Origin of the sequence: Nitrosopumilus sp. b1, assembly GCF_014078545.1 — an archaeon.
Lineage (GTDB): Archaea > Thermoproteota > Nitrososphaeria > Nitrososphaerales > Nitrosopumilaceae > PXYB01.
In genome coordinates this window covers 40,551-62,582 of the sequence record NZ_MU078709.1, presented here as the reverse complement: position 1 = coordinate 62,582, position 22,032 = coordinate 40,551, and the positions used below count along the sequence as shown (strand labels likewise).

General features: G+C 35.3%; 29 protein-coding genes and 3 tRNA genes. 17 read left to right on the top strand and 15 right to left on the bottom strand.

All coding sequences use genetic code 11. The annotated features are described in order from the left end of the window. On the top strand, positions 1–834 hold the full coding sequence (locus tag C6988_RS00895; RefSeq protein ID WP_182132660.1) for a methyltransferase domain-containing protein: 834 nt from the start codon (positions 1–3) through the stop codon (positions 832–834). Here C6988_RS00895 and C6988_RS00890 read toward each other — a convergent pair. Then, positions 831–1,808, bottom strand: a complete 978-nt coding sequence (locus C6988_RS00890; RefSeq protein WP_182132658.1) for an SIS domain-containing protein — start codon at positions 1,806–1,808, stop codon at positions 831–833. The two genes, C6988_RS00895 and C6988_RS00890, sit on opposite strands and share 4 nt — an antisense overlap. Before the next feature lie 154 nt (positions 1,809–1,962). Here C6988_RS00890 and mtnA point away from each other — a divergent pair, with 154 nt between their 5' ends. After that, positions 1,963–3,015: an S-methyl-5-thioribose-1-phosphate isomerase gene (gene mtnA / locus C6988_RS00885; protein ID WP_182132656.1), complete on the top strand. Its 1,053-nt coding sequence runs from the start codon at positions 1,963–1,965 to the stop codon at positions 3,013–3,015. Positions 3,016–3,054: 39 nt separating this feature from the next. Further along, positions 3,055–3,696 (top strand): PqqD family peptide modification chaperone, encoded by a 642-nt coding sequence (locus C6988_RS00880; RefSeq protein WP_182132653.1) that lies wholly within the window; start codon positions 3,055–3,057, stop codon positions 3,694–3,696. Here the strand turns inward: C6988_RS00880 and C6988_RS00875 are convergent. Further along, positions 3,693–4,340, bottom strand: coding sequence for an SDR family oxidoreductase (locus C6988_RS00875; RefSeq protein WP_182132651.1), 648 nt, complete (start codon positions 4,338–4,340; stop codon positions 3,693–3,695). The genes C6988_RS00880 and C6988_RS00875 overlap by 4 nt on opposite strands. Before the next feature lie 16 nt (positions 4,341–4,356). Continuing rightward, complete coding sequence (locus C6988_RS00870) at positions 4,357–4,596, bottom strand: hypothetical protein (protein ID WP_182132649.1); 240 nt, start codon at positions 4,594–4,596, stop codon at positions 4,357–4,359. A gap of 110 nt (positions 4,597–4,706) precedes the next feature. On the opposite strand from C6988_RS00870, the gene C6988_RS00865 reads away from it, so the two are divergent. Next, positions 4,707–5,297, top strand: a complete 591-nt coding sequence (locus C6988_RS00865) for a hypothetical protein (protein ID WP_182132647.1) — start codon at positions 4,707–4,709, stop codon at positions 5,295–5,297. Here C6988_RS00865 and C6988_RS00860 read toward each other — a convergent pair. Beyond that, on the bottom strand, positions 5,261–5,713 hold the full coding sequence (locus tag C6988_RS00860) for a hypothetical protein (RefSeq protein ID WP_182132645.1): 453 nt from the start codon (positions 5,711–5,713) through the stop codon (positions 5,261–5,263). The genes C6988_RS00865 and C6988_RS00860 overlap by 37 nt on opposite strands. Before the next feature lie 94 nt (positions 5,714–5,807). Beyond that, positions 5,808–5,882 (bottom strand) — tRNA-Arg (locus C6988_RS00855). 45 nt (positions 5,883–5,927) lie between these two features. On the opposite strand from C6988_RS00855, the gene C6988_RS00850 reads away from it, so the two are divergent. Next, positions 5,928–7,103 carry an aminotransferase class I/II-fold pyridoxal phosphate-dependent enzyme gene (locus C6988_RS00850; protein WP_182132643.1) on the top strand — a complete coding sequence of 392 codons (1,176 nt, stop codon included), beginning with the start codon at positions 5,928–5,930 and terminating at the stop codon, positions 7,101–7,103. Here the strand turns inward: C6988_RS00850 and C6988_RS00845 are convergent. The 3 genes from C6988_RS00845 to npdG are packed head-to-tail and all read right to left on the bottom strand — an operon-like array spanning position 7,097 to position 8,387. Then, positions 7,097–7,498, bottom strand: a complete 402-nt coding sequence (locus C6988_RS00845; protein WP_182132641.1) for a pyridoxamine 5'-phosphate oxidase family protein — start codon at positions 7,496–7,498, stop codon at positions 7,097–7,099. The genes C6988_RS00850 and C6988_RS00845 overlap by 7 nt on opposite strands. Further along, a complete protein-coding gene (locus C6988_RS00840) occupies positions 7,482–7,715 on the bottom strand; it encodes a hypothetical protein (protein WP_182132639.1) in 234 nt (77 codons plus the stop codon). The genes C6988_RS00845 and C6988_RS00840 overlap by 17 nt, the downstream gene beginning before the upstream one ends. Next, positions 7,716–8,387, bottom strand: coding sequence for an NADPH-dependent F420 reductase (npdG, locus tag C6988_RS00835; RefSeq protein WP_182132637.1), 672 nt, complete (start codon positions 8,385–8,387; stop codon positions 7,716–7,718). A 53-nt stretch (positions 8,388–8,440) separates the two neighbouring features. Between npdG and C6988_RS00830 the strand changes: the two genes are divergently transcribed. The 6 genes from C6988_RS00830 to C6988_RS00805 are packed head-to-tail and all read left to right on the top strand — an operon-like array spanning position 8,441 to position 12,797. Further along, positions 8,441–9,064 carry a histidine phosphatase family protein gene (locus tag C6988_RS00830; RefSeq protein WP_182132635.1) on the top strand — a complete coding sequence of 208 codons (624 nt, stop codon included), beginning with the start codon at positions 8,441–8,443 and terminating at the stop codon, positions 9,062–9,064. A 58-nt stretch (positions 9,065–9,122) separates the two neighbouring features. Next, positions 9,123–9,386 (top strand): heme transporter CcmC, encoded by a 264-nt coding sequence (locus C6988_RS00825; RefSeq protein WP_182132633.1) that lies wholly within the window; start codon positions 9,123–9,125, stop codon positions 9,384–9,386. Between the two features lie 3 nt (positions 9,387–9,389). Then, positions 9,390–9,821 carry a cupredoxin domain-containing protein gene (locus C6988_RS00820; protein WP_182132631.1) on the top strand — a complete coding sequence of 144 codons (432 nt, stop codon included), beginning with the start codon at positions 9,390–9,392 and terminating at the stop codon, positions 9,819–9,821. Positions 9,822–9,858: 37 nt separating this feature from the next. After that, on the top strand, positions 9,859–11,388 hold the full coding sequence (locus tag C6988_RS00815; protein ID WP_182132629.1) for a cytochrome c oxidase subunit I: 1,530 nt from the start codon (positions 9,859–9,861) through the stop codon (positions 11,386–11,388). A 9-nt stretch (positions 11,389–11,397) separates the two neighbouring features. After that, positions 11,398–12,348: a plastocyanin/azurin family copper-binding protein gene (locus C6988_RS00810; protein ID WP_182132627.1), complete on the top strand. Its 951-nt coding sequence runs from the start codon at positions 11,398–11,400 to the stop codon at positions 12,346–12,348. A 2-nt stretch (positions 12,349–12,350) separates the two neighbouring features. Next, a complete protein-coding gene (locus C6988_RS00805) occupies positions 12,351–12,797 on the top strand; it encodes a COX15/CtaA family protein (RefSeq protein ID WP_182132624.1) in 447 nt (148 codons plus the stop codon). Here C6988_RS00805 and C6988_RS00800 read toward each other — a convergent pair. Continuing rightward, complete coding sequence (locus C6988_RS00800) at positions 12,787–13,311, bottom strand: hypothetical protein (RefSeq protein ID WP_182132622.1); 525 nt, start codon at positions 13,309–13,311, stop codon at positions 12,787–12,789. The genes C6988_RS00805 and C6988_RS00800 overlap by 11 nt on opposite strands. A gap of 96 nt (positions 13,312–13,407) precedes the next feature. Here C6988_RS00800 and C6988_RS00795 point away from each other — a divergent pair, with 96 nt between their 5' ends. The 4 genes from C6988_RS00795 to C6988_RS00780 all read left to right on the top strand — a co-directional run bounded on the left by C6988_RS00795 (position 13,408) and on the right by C6988_RS00780 (position 14,791). Further along, positions 13,408–14,010, top strand: a complete 603-nt coding sequence (locus C6988_RS00795) for an SRPBCC family protein (RefSeq protein ID WP_182132620.1) — start codon at positions 13,408–13,410, stop codon at positions 14,008–14,010. A gap of 46 nt (positions 14,011–14,056) precedes the next feature. Continuing rightward, positions 14,057–14,130, top strand: a tRNA-Lys gene (locus tag C6988_RS00790). A 125-nt stretch (positions 14,131–14,255) separates the two neighbouring features. Next, positions 14,256–14,435: a hypothetical protein gene (locus C6988_RS00785; RefSeq protein WP_182132618.1), complete on the top strand. Its 180-nt coding sequence runs from the start codon at positions 14,256–14,258 to the stop codon at positions 14,433–14,435. A 95-nt stretch (positions 14,436–14,530) separates the two neighbouring features. Next, entirely contained in the window at positions 14,531–14,791 is a 261-nt protein-coding gene (locus C6988_RS00780) for an Lrp/AsnC ligand binding domain-containing protein (protein WP_182132616.1), read from the top strand. Here C6988_RS00780 and C6988_RS00775 read toward each other — a convergent pair whose 3' ends face one another. After that, a complete protein-coding gene (locus tag C6988_RS00775) occupies positions 14,792–16,465 on the bottom strand; it encodes a helicase C-terminal domain-containing protein (RefSeq protein ID WP_182132689.1) in 1,674 nt (557 codons plus the stop codon). A gap of 557 nt (positions 16,466–17,022) precedes the next feature. Between C6988_RS00775 and C6988_RS00770 the strand changes: the two genes are divergently transcribed. Beyond that, complete coding sequence (locus C6988_RS00770; protein ID WP_182132614.1) at positions 17,023–17,391, top strand: hypothetical protein; 369 nt, start codon at positions 17,023–17,025, stop codon at positions 17,389–17,391. Here C6988_RS00770 and C6988_RS00765 read toward each other — a convergent pair. The 5 genes from C6988_RS00765 to C6988_RS00745 all read right to left on the bottom strand — a co-directional run bounded on the left by C6988_RS00765 (position 17,383) and on the right by C6988_RS00745 (position 21,862). Next, positions 17,383–17,937 (bottom strand): class I SAM-dependent methyltransferase, encoded by a 555-nt coding sequence (locus C6988_RS00765; RefSeq protein WP_182132612.1) that lies wholly within the window; start codon positions 17,935–17,937, stop codon positions 17,383–17,385. The genes C6988_RS00770 and C6988_RS00765 overlap by 9 nt on opposite strands. Continuing rightward, positions 17,930–18,097, bottom strand: a complete 168-nt coding sequence (locus C6988_RS00760; protein ID WP_182132610.1) for a hypothetical protein — start codon at positions 18,095–18,097, stop codon at positions 17,930–17,932. Before C6988_RS00760 ends, C6988_RS00765 begins: the two co-directional genes overlap by 8 nt. 25 nt (positions 18,098–18,122) lie before the next feature. Then, the gene (locus tag C6988_RS00755) at positions 18,123–19,037 is read right to left on the bottom strand and encodes a branched-chain amino acid transaminase (protein ID WP_182132608.1); all 915 of its coding nucleotides are present in this window, start codon (positions 19,035–19,037) and stop codon (positions 18,123–18,125) included. A 356-nt stretch (positions 19,038–19,393) separates the two neighbouring features. After that, positions 19,394–20,809, bottom strand: a complete 1,416-nt coding sequence (locus C6988_RS00750) for an amino acid kinase family protein (RefSeq protein ID WP_182132605.1) — start codon at positions 20,807–20,809, stop codon at positions 19,394–19,396. A 42-nt stretch (positions 20,810–20,851) separates the two neighbouring features. Next, positions 20,852–21,862 carry a glycosyltransferase gene (locus C6988_RS00745; RefSeq protein WP_182132603.1) on the bottom strand — a complete coding sequence of 337 codons (1,011 nt, stop codon included), beginning with the start codon at positions 21,860–21,862 and terminating at the stop codon, positions 20,852–20,854. 77 nt (positions 21,863–21,939) lie between these two features. On the opposite strand from C6988_RS00745, the gene C6988_RS00740 reads away from it, so the two are divergent. Next, positions 21,940–22,014: transfer RNA gene (locus tag C6988_RS00740), tRNA-Val, on the top strand. Positions 22,015–22,032: the final 18 nt, after the last annotated feature.

Sequence of the window (22,032 nt, the reverse complement as noted above, 5' to 3'; positions counted from 1 at the left end):
ATGAAAAATAATGAAATAAATTCACAAATTACTTGCAAACTATGCAACTCAGAAAAAGTCACTAATATTGAATTAATGAAGTTTTTTCTTTGTAATGATTGTGATTGTATCTTTAAAAAAAATTTTTCCGATCAAAAAAAATCATTATTAAAAGAAAACCATCAAAACTATAATTCAGTTTTTATGAATATATCAAAACCATTCAAAATGCGATTTTGGGATCTTATTGCAGAACAATATGTTAGATATCTTAAATCAAAAACCAACATGAAATTTAAGAATGCCATAGACGTTGGAGCCCTTTATGGACATCTTGTTAAACGACTAAATGAATTAGGAATTAATACAAAAGGAATAGAGGTGGAAAAAAACTATATCATTAATGATGTTTCAGGAATGATCCAACATGGTTATTTTGATGAAACATATCCATTGCATGAAAGTTATGATCTTGTATGTCTCACTCAAATGATTTATTACGTAAAAAATCCAGTATCAGTGATTAAAAGGGCGAAAGAATTATTGAATTCCTCTGGAATAGTTTTTATTTCTACTCAAAATCCTAATTCTTCAATTATTCAGAAAGGAAAAGTATCCTTATTTGAAGATAGTATGAATATACTTCCCAGCAAGAAAAATTTTATTGATATCGCAAACCAATTGAATATGAAAATAGTAGATTTTACAAATTTCAAACCAAATATTTACTTGGATAGATTAAAAGGTGGAGGTATGAAATCAGAATTTGTCAATTACTTAAAGTATCATCAAAAGAAGCCTTATGAAGAAGATCCTGACGGACATCACTCATTTTTACTTTTGAAGAAAACTTAATCTTCATTTAATTTACTCTTAACATAATTTATTGGCTGTACTACCGTAGGATCAACTTTAGTGAGTATGGCTTTGTAAATCGAGGCATAATCAAGCAAATAAATCAAATTTATTAATTTTGTCAGAATTCCACCTTCAACGGATTTTACTATTTTATAATCTACTTTTTTATCATCAAAAAATTCCTGCAAAATATTCCATCTTTCTTTAGTTTTAATATAATCATCAACCCCTTGCATTAAAATCGGTTTTATTTCAGTTCTTTTCTCCCACGATACAATTCCATTATGACATGCCTCAATAACATCTTCTGTTATTGCATGCATCTTTGCATTCTCTTGCAAGGAATTTTTAAACCTAATTGCTGCCGCCTGCAGTCCCCATGGATAATATATCAAAGGTATATCAGTAATCCATTTTGCTAACTCCAAAGAAGGATTAGAATTATTTAGATTATTAGACGAGATTTTCCTTTGAATTTCCCTAAGACTGCTAATAGAACCTTTAATGTCTGATTCTTCCACTGGTAATGTCTCATGTAGGATTTTTAGCATTGAATATAAAAATACAGTAAATGATGCACGTGGTGAATGAATTTCTTGAATTTTTCTGTATTCAATTTTGTTTTTCAAACAGTAACTCTCCATCTTTCCCCCAGATGAAAACCCAATAATTTTACAATCTTTTTCCTTTGCCAAATTAAGCGTTGATAAAGTCTCAACAGTGTTTCCAGAAACACTGGTTGTAACTACCAATGTGTCTGCATCAACTGTTTTTGGTAATAGGTATCCTTTTACAACTGATACATGAATATTCGTTCTTGATAAAATTGCCTCAAAAATATCCCCTAATGCTCCAGAGCCTCCCATTCCAGTAAACACTATATGATCAATTCCTACAAAACCCGCTGTTTCAAATTCTGAATGATATGCCTCATCAGCAATTTCAGGCCATCTGTCATAGACCTTATGCATACTACTTTTGTCTATCCGGCCCAGATCCGAACTAGATATCATGGTTTGATCATTTCTTGTTATAATATAACGTTTAAACTAACTTTATCTTGGCACAATGCAAGAATAATTTATTAAATTATAATGGGGATTGAAAAATATTCTACTGATTAAGATGACAATTTCAACTAATTTGTCTTTACGCACTGTTGAATGGAAAGACAACAAAGTGCGAATGATCGATCAGACAAAATTGCCTAATGAACTCGTCTTTGTAGAATACGATGATTTTAATCAAGTTGCAGAAGCAATTAGGACCCTTGTTGTTAGAGGTGCTCCGGCAATAGGTGTATCAGGAGCTTTTGGTTTAGCTTTGGCTGCACTTCAAAGCAAGGCTGAAACAAAAGAAAAACTATTAGATGATCTTGAATCGGCAAGAAAAATTCTATTTGAGACTAGACCGACTGCAATTAATCTAAAATGGGGATTAGATAAAATTATTCAAATAGCAAAACAAGAACAAAATGTATCCGATATTAAAGAATCAATTATTAAAACTGCAAAACAAATGGCTGATGAAGATATTCAAATTAACATGACAATGGGAAAAAATGGCTCCATACTGTTTGATAACAATGACACCATAATGACTCATTGTAATGCAGGCGCATTGGCTACAGTAGCTTACGGTACTGCATTAGGAGTGATCAGAGCTACTAAAGATAGTGGTAAAAAAATCAAAGTAATAGCCACAGAAACTCGACCAGTACAGCAAGGCTCACGATTGACTGCTTTTGAATTAAAACATGATGGAATCGATGTTAGTCTTATACCTGATACTGCTGTAGGTTATTCAATGTCAAATGGCTTAGTTAACAAAGTTGTAGTTGGCGCAGATAGAGTTTTGCGAACAGGACATGTTTATAATAAAATTGGAACATATCAGGTGGCTACCATGGCAAAACAGCATGGTATTCCATTCTATGTTGCAGCTCCATTATCCACTTTTGATATGATTAGTAGCCCAAAAGATGTTGTAATCGAGATGAGAAAAGGAACGGAAGTAACTGGAGTTGGGGAAAAGAAAACTGCACCTGATGATATCAACGTCATTAATCCTGCTTTTGATATGACTCCTCCTGAACTAATTACAGGTATTATTACTGAGAAAGGAGTAGCAAAACCCCCATACGAAGAATCCATCAAAAAGTTATTTGAAGCTAATTAATAGAAAGTTTTTATTGTTTTTCAAATCTTTTAAAAAAATATGAGTACTGTGACATCTGAAGCAGTTAGAAATTCTTTAAAACAATGCATGGATCCTGAAGTTCCATTAAACATTGTAGATATGGGCTTAATCTATGGAATTGATGTTGTAGAAAATAATGATGTTAACATCAAAATGACTATGACTACACAAGGATGCCCTTTACATGAAACTCTGGTCCAAGATGTTACTAGATATGCTAAAAAAGTTCCAGGCGTAAATAATGTCAAAGTCGACATTGTTTGGGACCCACCATGGTCTATGGATAAAATGTCAGATGATGCAAAAGCTATTCTAAAGAACATGGGTGCTGGATTAACTACTCCTGCTCCAATAAACTATGAAACTGCAATGCCACAAGGTGTAGGAAAATTAGTAAAACAGGATGATGGATCACTTGTTCTTGCAAATGAACACGAGCAGGGATTTATGGTCAATCAGGCAATTGTTGACTTTTGGAAATCTTGTAACGGACAGCGAAAAATTACTGAACTAGTTGAACTATTTGCACAGCAGACAGGTTTACAACGAAACCAAGTAGAAAAAGAAGTAATGCAACTGGTAAAACAACTTAATGATGGAGGCCTATTGGTGATTCCAAGTGGTTCAGATGGGCCAAACGTTGAATTTAAGAAAAACTAGAAAATATAGTTTGAATTTGCACCATCAAAGTTAATCGTAGTACCTGACAGATATTTTATTTTATTTTCAACTATAGATTTTACAAAATTTCCAATCTCTTTTGGATCTCCAAGTCTTTTCATTGGTAGTGACTCTGCATATTTTTCGACGTCATCAATTAACTCTCTAGTTCTATCTGTATTGATTGGACCTGGAGCAATATTGATACAGCTAACATCTCTGGACGCAAATTCTTTACTTAGAATTTTAAATACACTTGTAAATGCTGCTCTATAAGCACTCGACATAATTAATTTTGAATTTGGCTCTTTGATTACATTAGAGCTAATTAGAAAAATGTATCCTTCATTATTTACTTTGATATTCTGTAGAACTATACAGAATCCTAAAAATAACTGTCGATGAAATTTCTCCCATTCTTCTTGAGTGATAGAATAGAATTCCTTTGCGGGAGGACCACCCGTATTCAAAACTAGAATATCTGTTTCATTATTTATTGCAATAAAATTTTTGATACTGGAAATATCAGATGTGTCGACTTGTTTTTTTGATGTAGCAATTACATCATAATTTAATTCATTTAGTGATTCAGCAATGGCTTTTCCAATTCCTCTTGAACCACCAAAAACAATTGCTTTAGACATGATGATTTACTTAATATCAGATTTCTTTTATTTCTGTTATTGTTCCCTGAACAGAATCCATTCTAATAATTGCCTTTTTTTCATCCCAACCCAATGCAACATACCAATCCCCTGCATCATCATGGTATTTTGTCTCTAGAGTTTTAATCTGGCTTGGCTGAATATTGTATTTTTTAGATATTCCTGAAACTGCTAGAGATATGGCATCTTGTTCTTTTTCAAGACGACGCTTCATTAATCCAATACCGGGACTCATGACTAGCCATGGTTTTTCATCTAAATATAGTTACTTGATAATTTATGAATGTGAATTTTAATAATGAAAAATATTGAAGAACTATATACACTGTATCATTCAGTAGAAAAATGAAAGCAATTTCAAGTTTAAGCTCTATCTTTTCACGACGTTACTCAATTTCATCCATTATTGGTATTCTTTCTACATTTGGAACTGGTCAAATGTTATCCGGAGGTGTGTGGGATGCAGCATCTCATGCATTACGTGAACCAGAAAGCTTTTGGTCAATACAGCATGTTGCAGTTTATGTCGGTGTATCAATGATTGCAATATCCGCTATTCTGGGATTAATTCTATTAAAAAAATATAATCTTGATAAATTTCTCAAACGTGGAATTCAACTAATCATTATTGGTTCAATCTTGCAAATCATTTCAGGATATGCCGATTCTGTTTCTCATGAAATTTTCGGAATAGATGGATTGATTTCATTATCTCATCAGCCTTTAGAGATTGGATTGATTTTAACTGCACTAGGGGGATTTTTTATCATAAAACATCACTCTAGTCCAACCACTAGAACATTACTGCCCTTATCCACTGTGATTTTACTTTTATCAGTTCTCTGGCTGGGATTTAATCTTGCACTCTTGATTGGTGGCGTAATACTTTGTATTCCTGTTTATGAGATATTCTCATCTGGATGCGCAATTTTATAATTATTTAATTTTCTATAAAATTCAAACACAATAATCATCATACCAATCAATACCATTAAACCGGGAACTATCATATCATCAGAGTTTGTATCTCCAAATTCTGAATTGATCAATATTTGCTCTTGACTAAGATTTGTAATCTTCATTGTATATCTTTGATTGGAAGAGAATTCAAAATAATTTATTGCAAGCTTTGTCTCAATTTTTTTATCTGAAATAATTCCATTTGAATCTAATATCTGCACAAATACAGAATCCCCAAGTTTAGGTAACTCAATCTTGTAGAATCCTATTCCATCTCCTTTAAAATTTAGAATCATCGAATCTGTTTCTAATACTCCTAATTCCATAGTGTGAGAAATTTTTGTACCCTCTGAATACAAAAATCCAATCCAAACTATTCCTAGAATCGTCAAAATTATTCCAATTTTTAATAAATTTAGCCTCAAATTCACTACTAGAAAGAAAATTCCTACATAAATTAGCTCCAATGAATAAATTTTGATAAGAAGGGCTCGGAGGGCTTCGATCCCTCGACCTGGCGGTCCGAAGCCGCCCGCACTATCCAGACTGTGCTACGAGTCCAAAAAAATAAGCATTTAACAGGCCTAAATACCTGTCTAGATCACTTTGAAAGTTTCAAAAAAAGTTTCAGGTGTCGAATACGCAATTCGAGATATTGTAACAGCTGCAAGAAAATTAGAATTGCAGGGAAGACAAGTAGATTATCTTAACATTGGTGATCCAGTGCAGTTTGGATTTCAACCGCCTGATAATGTCAAAGAAGCTTTAATCAAAGCAATTAGAGATGGTGAAAATTACTATTCAGCATCAGAGGGAATTCCTGAATTACGAGAAGAAATTACAAAGAAGGAAAAAGTAAAAGGACTTGATGTAAGTGCTGAAAATATTCTTGTAACAAATGGCGTATCAGAAGGACTTGATATGGTGATATCCTCAATTGTTGAAGAAGGTGATGAAGTTTTACTTCCTGGTCCTTACTATCCACCTTATGCCTCTTACGTTAGATTGCACGGTGGCTTGCCAGTCGAGTTTGCAGTAGACATGCAAAATTCAAAACCAGACATTGATGATATTAGATCCAAAATTACAAAAAAAACAGTTGCAATTTGTCTTATCAGCCCAAATAACCCAACTGGCCTTGTGTTTAATGAAAAGTCATTAAAAGAATTAGTTGATGTAGCAAATGAAAACAATCTTTACATTATTTGTGACGAAATATATGATCAGATAGTATTTGATGAGCAATTCACGGGTATTGGGAAAGTTGCAGGGGACTCTCCTGTTATACTGCTCAATGGATTCTCAAAAGTCCATCTAATGTCTGGATGGAGAATTGGATACATTGCCTTTAACAACTCATCACAGTTAGCATCCATTCAAGAAAACTTGCCTAAATTAGCTCGAGTTAGAATTTCTACCAGCCTTCCAGTACAGTATGCTGCATTGGAATCATTACGGGGACCACAAGGATACATTTCAGAATTTGTAAATGAGCTAAAAAAGAGAAGAGACTTGGTGATAAAGAGACTGAATTCAATTCCTGGACTGTCTTGTCCTAATCCAAAGGGTGCATTTTATGCATTTCCTAAAATTGAAAACAATCCATTCTCAACTGATGAAGAGTTTGTCTTAAAGCTACTAGAGTCAAAAGGAGTTCTTACCGTTCATGGTTCTGGATTTGGAAAACAGTACGGAAGTGGTCATTTTAGGTTAGTATATTTGCCAAATCTTGAAATTCTGGATTCTGCTTTAAACAAAATTGAAGAGTTTATGTCTCAATAACTCCATGTGGATATTTTTTTTGGACTTATCTCAATAATACAATCAGTATCATCCAGCAATTCTCTGGCAGATTTATTCTCTAATGACTTAAAGTATCTTAGCAGGATTTTTTTTGCAATTTTTTTTACAGTGTTTTTTTCTTGAATTAGTCTTGCATCTGCATTTCCCATTATGCCATAGATGTCAGGAGATTTTATGCCAGTATCTATGCAAAAACTAACTTTTTTGTTTTTCATTAGGTTTTTTGCTTTTTTTGTTCTGCTGTTTGTTCCAATGTAAAATTTTTTTCCAGAATAAAGATACCATACAGGAACTACATGGGGAATACCCTTCTCTGAAACTGTTACCAATCTTAAAATTTTCTGTAATTTTAAAAATTCATCTTGCTTTGACATTTTTTCTAAATCCCATTGCTACCATAAATATTCCAAACGAAATCATTGCAACAGATACTTTTTCATTTGTAAATTCCTCATTGATAATAAAGTCAGATACAAACTCAGGACCCCATAAAATTAACTGCCTCACTAAGACTATAACTGCTGAAATAATGAATAAAACACCAATGGCTGTATACCAATTTCTGCCACGACGATAATATTCGTGACTCATTTAGATGATTTTAATTCCAGGATTCTTTAGTTTGTTTTTGATCATTGCATTAAGCAATAATGGAGTTGCAATCTCTGCAAGATATGACAGTGAGCCAGGTCCAAGATATATGGGTCTAAGCCCTTTAATCTCATTAATCAAACCATTTACAACATCTACTGAATCCTTGTCATCTCCACATACAAAAATATCATAATCTAAAACTAGTTTAGGATTGATGAGTTTTTTTTCTGATATAACATGAAAGGCAGAAACCAGTTTTGATTTATCTTTCATATGTTTTGATACTAATTGGTATGAAAATGGTTTGTTGTCTTTTAGTGGAATAAACTCAAAGCCTACATCAGTTTTTGTCATTGGAACTATGGGGGAAATAACCGTACAGGAATCTTTTATCACAGGTAAGACCTGGGAACATACAGAATCAATATTCTCATATGGAATTGATAAAATTAAGACATCACTTTCTTTTGAGATTGTAATATTGTCATTGCCAGTAATACTTCCTTTTATGTTCCCGAATTCTTCTTTTGCTGTTTGTGAATATTCATTTGCAGAAGCAGAAGCTCTTTCTGCATCTCTAGAGCCAATTAAAACATCATGATTAATACACCATCTGAGGGCAAATCCTTTTCCCATTCCACCTGTTCCACCAATAATGCCTATCTTCACAAAACTACTCTGGCAATGTTATTATTATCTCTATTTGACATTCGAGTAAAATCTTGACTTCGATCATTTTTCTCAGACATGGTCAGGCCAAAAATAATACCGAACGTCTATTGGCAGGAAGAACAGAAGGCGTTCCTCTAACAGACACTGGTATTAAACAAGCAGAGTCAATTGCAGGATTCATCAAGGAGATGAAAGTTGATCACATCTATACTAGCCCAATTCAGCGTGCAAAGCACACTGCAGAAATTGTTGGAAATCATAATTCCATTGATCCAATTGTCGATGAACGATTAATTGAGCTAGACATGGGAAAATTTACCGGAATGAAATATGATGACATCTTCTCTAGTCATGGAAATGTTTTTTTGAAATTTTATCAAGGTAATGTTGAAATTGCACATCAGGGAGTTGAGACATTTGCCCAAGTCAAATCTCGAGTTCAAAGTATTGTAGATCATGTGGTTTCACAACATTCTGGAAAAAATGTTGTCTTAGTAACACATATGGATCCAATCAAGGCAATGATCTCTTCAGTCCTTGGATTATCTCCTGAAAGAATGTTTGAATTAATTGTTGCAAATGCATCAATTAATGTATTCAAGGAATATGATGGAAAATTATCACTTAAAGCTATTAATGTAATGAATCCATCAAGATTCGATCAGGATTGGTAACTGCAAATCTTCAAAACCCTTAAATAGAAAGTTTGGGCCACGTGAAATCAACCGGGATATGAGGAGTATAACAGCAGTATTTCTAGTTTTGACGATTCTAGTAGTAATTCCAACAGTTCAATATGCATTTGCAGCTGAAAATGAGCCTGGAGAATATCTGGATAGACGTGTAGAAATTTGGAACCTTTTCTTTAGAATGATGACTGTGGCATTTACAATTGGAGCAGTAGTATCAGGTACTATAGTATGGCTTTGCTGGAGATTTAGAGAATCTCATCCAAAAGCTTCACCAACAGAATATGAAGCAAAGGGAGAATGGTAGAAAATGGGACATCACTCTAACTGGCCTGAATGGGTTTACATTGGTGTAGTAATTGCATTACTATGTTGGGTAGGAGCAGAAGCATGGAATGTAGAACGATTAATTGAACACGTTCCAGAAGATGCAAAAATTATCAAAGTAACAGGTCAACAGTGGTTCTGGACATTTGAACATGAAGACGGAACAAAAGAGATTGGTGAATTACATGTTGAAAAAGGCAAAGCCTACAAGTTTGAAATTACATCAAAGGATGTGAATCATTCCTTTAACATTCATGATTATGTTGTTTTAATGGACGCTGTTCCGGGTAGAGTAAACACAGTTTGGTTTGCACCAATGGAGGCAGGAGAACATGATATTCAATGCAAAGAGTTCTGTGGATTAATACACTATAACATGCGAGGAAAGCTAATCGTCGAGGAACCATCATCTTGAGTTATACTGATATTACATTCAATGTGAGGTTATTCTAATGGTTCTAGAATTACAAAAACCAAGACCAATTTGGCAAATAATGTTTTCCACTCATCACACTGATGTTGGATTACTTTATCTTATTATGTCATTGGCATTTCTCTTTATGGGTGGTGCACTTGCACTTGCAATTAGACTAGAACTATTCTTGCCAGGATCTCAATTCATTGCAGACTCGATGACATTTAATAGAATTTTCACTGTTCATGGTACAACGCTGATCTTTTTGTTCATCTTGCCTTTTGCATCCGCAGTTGGTAATTACTTTGTTCCAATAATGGTTAGATACAAAGACATGGCATATCCAAAACTAAATGCTATTGCATTTTGGATGATTCCGCCAGCAGGAGCTCTAATCTGGTTGGGATTTGCTGACTTTACTTGGTATGCAACTCCGCCATACTCTATTATCAGCGCACCTGGTCCAGCAGCAGACATGTGGATTTTTGGATTAAAGATTTTAGGTGTATCATCAATACTTGGCGCAATCAATTTTGTTGTAACTATAATGAAATGCAAACACCCTGACATGTCACTTGGCCAAGTCCCACTCTTGGCATGGTCATTCCTTTCTTCATCATTAATTATTATAGTCGCTTTACCAACATTTGCAGCAGCCTTACTGATGCTCTTAACTGACAGATTAGGCGTATCTGGATTCTTCAATCCGGCAATGGGTGGTGACCCAATTGCATATGCTCATCTCTTCTGGTTTACATTCCATCCCGAAGTTTACGTATTGGTAATTCCAGCAATTGGAATGATGTATGAAATTATTCCGCGATTCTCTAGAAAACCAATCTTTAGTCATAGTTCTGGTATCTTTGCATTTGTACTACTAGCCATCGTAGGCTTTTCATCATGGGCTCACCACATGTATGCCACAGGAATGTCATTTACCGAAAAGACAGTATTCATGGTTGGAACACTTGCTGCAGTTCCAGCATCAGCAATGCACGTGTTTAACTTTTTGGCAACAATGTGGGGTGGTAGAATCAGGTTTGCAACACCAATGATGTGGGCTGTAGGTGGAATTGCATTATTCTTCTCTGCAGGTGCAGGGGGAGTAGTTAACAGTGCAATGCCTTTGGACTTTACAACTCATGACTCTTACTGGGTAGTTGGGCACTTCCACTTGTTTGTGATGGGAACAATTGCATTTGGTTCCATTGGTTATCTTTACTACATGTTCCCGTACGTAACAGGAAGAATGTATAATGAAAAACTAGGAAATATTCACTTTATCATGTCATTTATCGGAGCAGTAATGGTATTCTTTACACAGCATGTACTTGGATTGTTTGGAATGCCAAGAAGAATTTACGACTATCCACCAATCCCAGAATGGATTGCAATGAACCAAATTGCAACAGTTGGTGCAATGTTGATTGGAATTAGCATGGCAATATTCTTAGGTAACATGATTTACAGCGCAGCCAAAGGAAAGCCAGCAGACATGGATGACCCATGGAAGCTTGGAGGCAAATACTATTACCCTTACCAAAACAAGAACCCGCATCATGATTAGGAGATTAAAATGAGTCAAACACACCAAGATCCAATTTACCGAACATCACCAGCAAGAACTGGAAAGATGATGGTCATCATGCTAGGCATCTGTATTGCAGGTGGTGCCATCTTCTTTGGAATGTGGGACTATTGGATATCTGCCCCACCTCCAGTAGCTTTGATGGGTCAAACAGAAAAAGAAGCTCCTGCTCAAGCAACAGGAAAAGACATTCCAGTTACTTTAGAATTTGTTGAATCATCTGATTTTATGACTTTGGCATTTAACGCATTACCTGGTGAGCCTGGAAATAATCCTGATATCCAAGCAAACGTTGGCGATAAAATCATCTTTGATGTAATTAATGCAGGTAAATCATTCCACGCATTTGGAGTTACTGCAGAAGAAGAGGGATTCTCTGGTGTATTCTCTGGAAGTGAAGTTGCATCTCCAAATAACCCCCTCAAACCAGGAGAATCAGGTACATCTGAATTTGTTCCAACCGAAGAAGGTGTTTATTATTACATCTGTACAGTTCCAGGACACAGAGAACAAGGAATGGTAGGAAAGATTGTAGTTGGCCCATCAGAAGGCCCAGCAGAGGCAGCAGCACCAACAGGTGTTAGTCATGACTTTTCAGTTGACTTTGTTGAATCATCTGATTTTATGACTTTGGCATTTAATGCATTACCAGGTGAAGAAGGACACAATCCATCATTTACAGTAAACTCTGGTGATCAAGTAACATTTACTGCAGTAAACAACGGAAAATCATTTCATTCATTTGGTATAGTGTCTGATCCAGAAGACTTTGGAAATACTTTATGGAATTCAGAAATTGCATCTCCAAATAATCCATTAAAGCCTGGGGAATCTGGTGAGGTAACATTTACTGCAGGAGCACCAGGAACATACTATTACATCTGTACAGTTCCAGGCCATGCATTACAAGGCATGCAGGGCACTTTCACAGTTGAATAATATTGATTTTAAAATATCTCTCTTTAGCTAGTCTCATAATACTTTACTCACTGATGTTTGTAGGTGGTTATGTATCTGCAGCTGGATTAGGATTAACATGTCCTGACTGGCCACTTTGCCCAAATGGATTGCTTCCAGATGATGAATACTTTATTGAGTGGATGCATAGACTAATTGCAGCTACTACCGGTGCTTTGATTATTGCAACAACTGTTGGTGCATGGATTTCAAAGGATTCTTATCTTAAAATTAAAATCACTAGTGCTTTGGCAACTGTATTTGTCATTACACAAATCACACTGGGTGCACTTGTAATAGACATGAAACTTCATGCAGTTTTAGTGGCAATACATTTGGGTATTGGGGTATTGTTGTTTGCAATGGTCCTACTCACTACTCTATTTGCCTTTAGAATGGGTAAGCAAAAGTCAATTGAAACTAAGGCTTAAACTTTGAGCGAATTATTCTCGGCACATAGATGTATCCTACCACAATTGCAAAAATTGTTGCACCAATAGTTATACTTACAATGAAAATGTAACCAAATGGACTTTGAGTACTCATGTTAAAGGTATAGGTGATTACTCCGTCCTCTCCTTCTACATCGTAGAGATCTACCTTTACGATATGATTGCCAGGATGCTCAAAGACAAATTTTGTTTCCCAGTGACTTCCTTCATGAACTTCTGGTCTAAAGGCAGTAATCTGCTCATCATTGAAAAATATCCTAACTCCCATAGTAAAGCGGTCTACCTCGTTATAATCGCGATCAGTTATTCTAAATAAAATAGTGGACTCTTCTTTGATCTGAGGAAATTCTGGCAGTGTGGCAATCTGCACCCTGTTGTTTCCAATCGTCTGCTCTGCTGAATTAAACAGAGAATGGGCATTGACACTAGAAATTTCAGAGATCGCAAAAATTGAGAAAACCACTAAAATCAAAACCAAAGAGTACTTGGACATGACAGATCTACGCCGTTTGGCGAATATATTGTAAAGGAATTTTTCATCAGGAAATTGTCAAAACCTTTAAATCCAGACCTACAAGAACTTGAATCGTTGACAGTCGTAAGCAAATCAATCGACATCAAAGTTCCTGTTGATTCGGTCTTTACATACTTTGCAAGACCGGAGCATGTATCAGATCAAATGTCTGATAAAGGCGTTGGAATGACAGTTATTCCAATGGATATCAAAGAAGGAATGGGTGTTGGAACCACCTTTAGAATCATTGGTGATTTTGGAGGTAAACGATTAGAGTGGGACTGTGAAACAACAGAATTTATCAGAGAAGAGTTAATCACAGCAAAACAAATCGAAGGACCATTCAAAAGATGGGAGATTCGAAACGAGTTCAAGGCACTTGGTGAAAACTTGACCCAAGTTACAATGACTGTTGATTATGAGATGCCATTTGGACCACTAGGAACCATTATGGATAAAGCAAAATTTGCAAAATCTGCTGAAAAAGGAATGGAGACTGCACTATTCAAAGTACGTGGACTCTTAGAAGGAAACGGCTCAATTCCAGTATACATCACACTTGATGCATACCAAAAACTATTGGCAGAAAAGAAAAAGATGAACGACGTTCCAGTTTCAACTGTTTTGACTGCAATTTTAGAAAAATACAACGAAGTCGAAGCAAAAATTTCAAACTAATCTTATCTTAACGTTAATAACAAATCCATTTTGTCTACTTGTAGGTGGGTCTATGGCTCAGCCAGGTAGAGCACCGGACTCTTAATCCGGCTGTCGAGGGTTCGAATCCCTCTAGACCCGCTCCGTTATGGCAAAAATTAGAATTTCTTCGTACTTTAAACTCGTTTAATTTAATATCCTATTGATAACAAATTTTCATTTTTTGCCAAGTGTGGTTTATTGACAATGATGACTAGATACATTTGATGAACATTTACGACACAAAGACTGTTCGCTGTATAGAGTGTGGAAAAAATATTGGTGAAGTGGACTATGATGCAGAGATCATTCGTCCAAAATGTGGACAATGCTCAAACCCTATTCCTAGCGCAGAAGACAAATTTCAATACTCTGTGACTGCAATAAAGAGTCATCTTAAGCATTAATCGTCGACGTATAATTGTAAAATTTAGTCAAATTTTCAAACAAATTTTCATCACTTTTCTGCCAACTCTAAATACCTGAAACAATAATGATAATCATGCAGGCCTATGTTTTGTTATCATGTGTAAGTGGTTATGAAAAAGAAATCATTAGTGAACTAAAAGCAATACCTACAGTAGTTGAAGTTAATGGAATATGGGGAAAATATGATATTTTTGTTAAAATTTCATCCATGGAATTACTCGGAATTGAAAAAACAATTGAAAAGATTCGCTCCATCAAACAGATTACAGCAAGTGACACCATGCATGTAATTTACGGAGAGGGCGGTAGTGTAGATGAGCTTGATAAAGGATAACTAATTCAGATTTAAAACATCATAGTATGATTTTGGAATCATATCTTGCGCTTTGAATAGTACATTATTCACTGCAGTATCTAGCACGTATGTCACTGCCCAATCATCCTCGCTTCTAATAGAACGCCCAAATCCTTGTAATAACTTCATCAGCGTTTGTGATGTGTACCATAAAGGAAATTTTTTCATCTTTACATTAACGCGCTTTTCCATATAATTTGGGTATGGAACCTTTGCAATAATTTGAAATCGTGATAGATCATCTTTTAGATCCACTCCCTCCCATAAAGAAGATGAAAGCAACACACTGGAATTATTCTCTTTATGCTCTGCTAATACCTGCTCTTGTGTCTTTCCATCTGCGTTTACACTGTGACAAATTTTTACTCGTTCTTTATTTTGGTGTGATAGATGTTTTAGAATATTATAGCACCTTGAAATTGATGATGTAAGAACTAGGCCTCGCTCTTCTGAATGCTTTGTTAACAATTCATCTATTTTTTTAATTACCTCTAACTCGTCTTCCTGTGTTGCACCGTAACTTAATCTCTTAACATTTAGAAAATTAATTCTTCTACTTTCAATGGGAAATGGCGATTTTGGTGTATCTACAAAAGTAATCTCATCCTGACTCATTCCAGTATTTTCACAAAAGCTTTTCTTATCTAGAGTAGCTGACATGAAAATTTGATATTCTGATGTAAAAAACGATTTTACAAAACTGGAGATATCAATTGGTTTTATTGAAATTGATCTAAAGTCACCATAAACGTCATTTTCTGGATTATTTATTACAAAATTTTCCTTATCGGTTACAATATCTACTCTTGCATTTGCAACTCTTTCATACTTTCTCTCAAGCTTTGATATCTGCTCATAATCTGGATTTCTCTGAAATTCCTTACTCTCTTTGATATCTCTGATTCTTGCAGAATAATAATCTGCCATGGTGTCAATCATAGTTATCATAGAGTCAATATCACTAGAATCATAATCATTGAATTTTAGACCACACTCTTCTAGCTGACCTTTAAAGACATCAATTCCTACAAACTGGATTACCTGATCTTCTATCTTATGAGCCTCATCAAAAATTGAAACCTTTCTTTCTAGATACTTTGCAAATAACTTTCGATTATACTTCATAATTTGAAAGTATGAATGATAATTCCATAGGGAATGTGCTGATACTAGAGCCTGATACTTTTGCAAATAATACAGACATGCATCTGAACAATCTTCATTCTCTTCGATGCTTGATATCTTTGGCTTGTACTTGCAAATTTCCGTTATCTCTTTTCCATTTTTTGTAGTCTTTTCCTCGCACTGACCCTTGTCGCATGTAAGCCCCCATCTCATAGCGCGTCTTGGGATGGATACTTTTTCAGAATCCATCAATTTCAGGCAAGGGAAATTTTGCTTTCCTTTGACTGCCATTAAAAATGAAAAATCCTTAGTATACTGATCCTGGAGATGTTTAGATGCAGTCACCACAAAAGAGCTATCAAAGAATCGAGCCAAAGTGGCCCCGATCAAGGACTTTCCTACACCCGTTGGTGCACAGAGAATGATCTTTTTGTATCCTGACTTTATTCTCTCTTCGATCTCAGCTAGTATCTCTTTTTGAATATTCCTTGGAGTAAACTCCTTTGGAAACTGTTGTAAAAGACTCAGGCTTTGAGTTTAGCTGATGGGTATTAAAACTATATTTTGATTTTATTTCTAACTAAATATGGGGAGCTATTTGACAAGAAAAATTTATTCTAATGAAATCTCAATATCATTTTCAAATTCTTTTGGAAGATCTTTCCACCATACTTTACTTTCTGCCATTTCAATCAAACGAGAGAGAATTGGTTTATAGATCTTGCGGTCAAAAAACCAACCGCATCGATCTTTACATATAACAATTGCTACAAAATGGAACTGATCTTTTCTGCCCTTCAGTTAAATGATATCGTTCAAAGTTTTACTGGGGGAAACAACAACTGTCAATTGAAAAACACTGTCCAATATGTGGAAGAATAATCAAGCTTGGAGATGAAAACTGTAAAGACTGTCGATCAAATAAAATACAAAAATTCGAGCAAAAAAACTGATTATTTAAAGATGAGATTTACTATTTCTTTTATTATGCCTGATTCATGCCTAGATATTTGAAAAACATCGAACATTTGTCTAGATTTTATACACAAATAGTATTTATGGACCCGTCCTAGGAGAGCTCAAAGATGAAACCAAAAAAGATACACCACAAGCTTCTAAACAAAATTAGGGGCGAAGCAGTAAACAAGGAGATTAAGATATGTGTCGACTGTGGAAGTACGAAAATTTCAATTAATGAAAAACACATCACATGCAAAGACTGTGGCTCTTCCCATAGATTTGCAAAAGAACACCATTCATTCAAATTTCATCCTGGAGATCTAGTCCAGATAATTGATTCTGGAAAAGGCCCCAGCATCATTTACAAAATTGCAAAAATTTCTCAGGATTCTGATGGCATTATACACTATACCCTAAAGTCAAAATCAAATCCAATTACACTATTCTATCATGAAAACCATGATTCTTTTCTTGAAAAAGTAACATCACGCTAGCTTTCTAACTAGAACAAATCTTGATTTTTCAGGATCAATCTCTTCGTGCATCTCTACATTGCTGATTACCTTTACCTTGTAATTCATCCATCTTTCCAGCATGTTCCTTCCTTTTCGACTATTTTGCTCATCTATGATGTTATTTGCCCCATAGATCTCACAATTTACTACATATCTTTTTGATACCCGAAAAATTTCCTTTATTCCCTCATCAATCTCCTCATCATCCAAATAATTGAAAAAACCATGAGTAAATACAAGATCAATTGATGAATCCTCATAGGGCAGCTTTGTCACCTTTCCTACTTTGAAATTCACATTTGGATTTTTCTTTTTTGCAATCTCTATGATCTTTTCATTTGAATCAATACCATGTGAATCAATATTTTCTGTAAAAAGCTTCAAATCATTTCCTGCATTGCAGCCAACCTCCAGAACGCTTGAACAGCGAAGCGAAACCACTAGATCCCTGATAAACTTGGCAAACTCTTCGTTATAATGTAAATCTGCATCCTCTGCATATTTTTCCCAAAACTCTCTATTCATTATGTTTACACATGCATGGAATCATTTTTGTATCAAAGGTACAATCATGGGGTCCATCTGATTTACCATCAACAGGCATCTCCTTCATACAGTCAACATGCCTGCCCTTTTGGCAAAACCAGCAAATTTTACTTGTATTTCCAGGAGAACAACTATCCATTTTCTATCCTAGCAAGATACTATCATTAAATGTATTTTAACCAAGGAAGAAATCTCTCGTCTTTTCCCATTGCAACATCCATGAAAGTTTTTTGTAATGCTTTTGTGATCTTTCCAGGCTTTGCATCTCCAATCTTTATCTTGTCAATCTGTGTAACTGATTTTACTTCTGCAGCTGTTCCTGTCATGAACACTTCGTCTGCAGCATATAGATCCTCTCTATCAAGATCTGTTTCAATAACATAACCTCCATTTTCTTCAATTATCTGAATTACACTGTCCCGTGTGATTCCCTCTAAAATTCCTGCAGACATTGGTGGAGTCATTATTTGATCATCTTTTACAATGAAAATATTTTCTGCACTACCTTCTGAGACTTTGCCATGATAATTTAACATGATTGCTTCATCGTATCCGTTATCCAAAGCTTCCATTCTTGCAAGTGCGGCATTTGCATAGTTTGATGCAGCCTTTGCCTTCATTGGCTGAGCTCTTGAATCTATCTTTATCCAGCTTGAAATTTTACACTTTGCACCTGAAAACTTTCCTGCCTTTGATTCACCCATCTTCCACTCCCAGCATGCAATTGCAACATCAACGTTGTTTTGAGTTGGTGTTAGGCCCATTGTTCCATAACCGTAATATGCAATTGGACGAATGTAGCATTCTTTTAGCTTGCTTTCCTTTACTGTTTTAATTATAGCATCAGAGATTTGTTTTTTGGAAAAATTCATCTTCATTGAGTATAGCTTTGCAGATTTGAATAATCTGTCAATGTGCTCAGGTAATCGGAAAATAGCAGAACCCTTTGGTGTATCATAACATCTTATTCCTTCAAAGACTGATGTAGAATAATGCAATGCATGTGTCAACACATGTACTTTTGCATCTTTGAATGGAACAAATTTTCCATTCATCCAAATCTTTCCGATCTCTTTCATAGAAAATTGGAATAATAATAGTAATTTAAAGAATTATCTTGAATCTTCAGAATCTTCCTCAGAATCCTCTAATGTCTTCTTTGTGGGTCTAGTGGGGATGTAGATTCCACGCATTTACAATTCTGGGAATATTGAATTAATATGGAAAAGTGTGATTGGAATAAAAAACAGGTTTTAGAGTTTTCTTTTCATTATACCTAAACATGATCTATATAGATCATCTCTAAATAGCTGAATTGTGTACACAAGATAGAGCGTGTTTTGGGTAACGCCAGGGCGGATTCTAGATTTAGGCCCGAGAAAAAACCCACCTTGGCACTTTTGGTGATATCACCATTAGGGCCAATTTAGAATTATCAAACAAACTTTATCTTAGATTTTTCATCATGGATTGCACGGATTGCATTTTTTATGTTGTCCCCAGAATCCTCAACTACAATAATTATTCTTGATGTCTCTTCTTGTGCATCCATGTTTAGTATGTTTAATCCAGCTTCACCAATCTTTGCACTGGCCTTTGATGCAATCTGTTGTACTCTCCACATCTCATCGCCAATTAATGTAATTACTCCCCTGTTGTATGTAATGGTTGCAAGGGAATCAAAACCTAAGAGATACTTTTCGTTTCTCTTAACATAATCTCCATCCAAAAATAAAATTCTGGTAAATTCAATTCCATCTTTTGTGTACGGAGATAATACAATAAATTCGCTGTATCGCTTTAGCTTTTCTAGAGATTCTAGCAGCCTTACTGCAGACTCACTCTCAATTCTAAATATTGCACAATTTTTCTTTCCTGTTACAATTTTTAGTGGATGACCGTTTTGTTTATCAGGAGTTCTTTTGATTACAGTTGTCTTTGCAGGATTTTTCATATTAGTGACTATGATTGGCATGTCTGCTCCGTTTTCAAGGATCTCCTTGATAGCTATAGGATCAAGAATCTTCATTCCAAACATTCCTGCCAGACGCGCTTCATTAAATGAAAGCTGTGACACCTCATCCAAGCCATCTGATACTATTTTTGGATCGGCAGAGACTACAGAGCTATCCTTTTCAAAGTCAATCTGTGTGTTGAATTTTTTGTGAAATAAAATTCCAATATCAGCTGCTGTTCTATCTGATCCACCTCTTTCGTATGTTGTTGTTATTCCATCAGCGGTCTTTCCAATAAATCCACCAATTGATACTATGTCATTTTGTCTCAACAGTGATTCAATAGGAGCAACACGATCAACTGATTTTGAATAAAGAAAATTTGTAGACTCTATGTTGCTATCTGTAATGATTGGCCATGACTCAAAATCAACTGCTGCTGATTTTATCCCCTTTCCTTTTAGGATGTAATTCATTACCTGTGACATTAGGATCTCACCTGAGAATGCAAGTGCGTTTGAGCGATCTTCATTTGCAAAATCTTTCTTTTCTTGGGCTAGGACCAAGGCGTCATTTGCCTTTTGCAGATACTCTTCAATTGTCTTTTTGCAAGCCTCTTGATATTCAGTACTGACCAAGTCTAGAATCTTTGAATATGCATTTAAGACCTTCTCTAGCGTAAAATTCTCTCCGTTTTGGGCCTTTTGGCCAATCTCTAGTATTACATCTGTGATGGACCTTGTCTTTCCATCATCAATTGTAAGTGGTGCTGAAAATACAGCGATAATCTTGGAATTTTTCTTTAGTTCTGTAATTCTTTGAATAATAATTGGTATTGATAGCCCATCTGGACCTATTGCACTACCGCCGAACTTTGCAACAACTAGATTTTCCATTTTAAGAGTAGAGTGCAAGTACTCCATCTATTAATCATTGGTTCATTTGATAACTTGTGCAATTAACCCTGCTGCGTTTTTAGCCCCCTTTGCTTGAATTGGGGTTCTGCTCTTTTTTGTATACTTTGGAATCAGCTCATCTAGCTTGAATATGTCATCATAGGAAAATCCTGCTTCCTTTGCATTGTCTTCCTGCTCAAAGTGATTCTTTATTGGAATAAAAATTCCTGGAGTGCCATATGCGTTTGACTCATCTATTGTAGACTTGCCTGCAAGTGACACAACAACATCTGCTGCATAAATTGCCTCATGCAGGTTTTCTAAAAATCCTAGATTTCTTATCTCTTTGAACTCTTCTTTAATTGATGGTCCAGAAACTAGTACCAGCTCAAAGTCATCAAGCTTGGATGTCGCCTCTATAGTTTTTTTAATCAAATATAGTCCTGCATCTGTTCCTCCAACACTTAGCAGAATAGTCTTTTTTGAAAACGAAAACCTTTCTCTTAATTCTTCTCTTGAGTGGTTAGTTTCTCTAACAATTGGTCCTACTCTGTAGATGTTTCCTTCGTTTGCACCGGTTTCAGGCAGTATAACCAGATCAGATTTTTTTATAATCTCTTTCATGGATTTGTTCATCTTTTTTTCGATTATTCCAGCTATTCCATTTGTGAATCTTGTCGCTAAAATGTCAGTTATGAGAACAGTTGGGATCTTTCTTTCTTGAGCTACTGTTAGTGATGCAAAATCTTCATCGCTAACAACAACCTTTGGATTTTCATATTGGATTATTTCCGAAGAAATGTTTTTGCATTTTTTGTAGTACTTGTAGTATTGCCAAAGCCACTTTGCAGAGCCTTGTAATGAACCACTTTGGACATCAAAGTTTGGTGGCACATATGCATCATTTACACCAAATCCATATTTTTTGATTAATTTTGAAGCACCAGCCCCTGATGTGAATTTGATTGTGATTTTATTGAGATATTTTGCAATTGCAATATCTCTTGATGCATGTCCTAATCCAATGGGACTAGAAAAAAATGAAATCGTCATGACAGAAAATTACACTAATTACATTTCTAGCTTTTTCATTCTCAAAGTTTAAATGGATTTTAACAAGGAAGTTTGCTGGGCCCATGGTCCAGATCGGTTATGACGTCGCCCTTACACGGCGAAAATCCAGGGTTCAAATCCCTGTGGGCCCATTTTTATGACTAAAAATG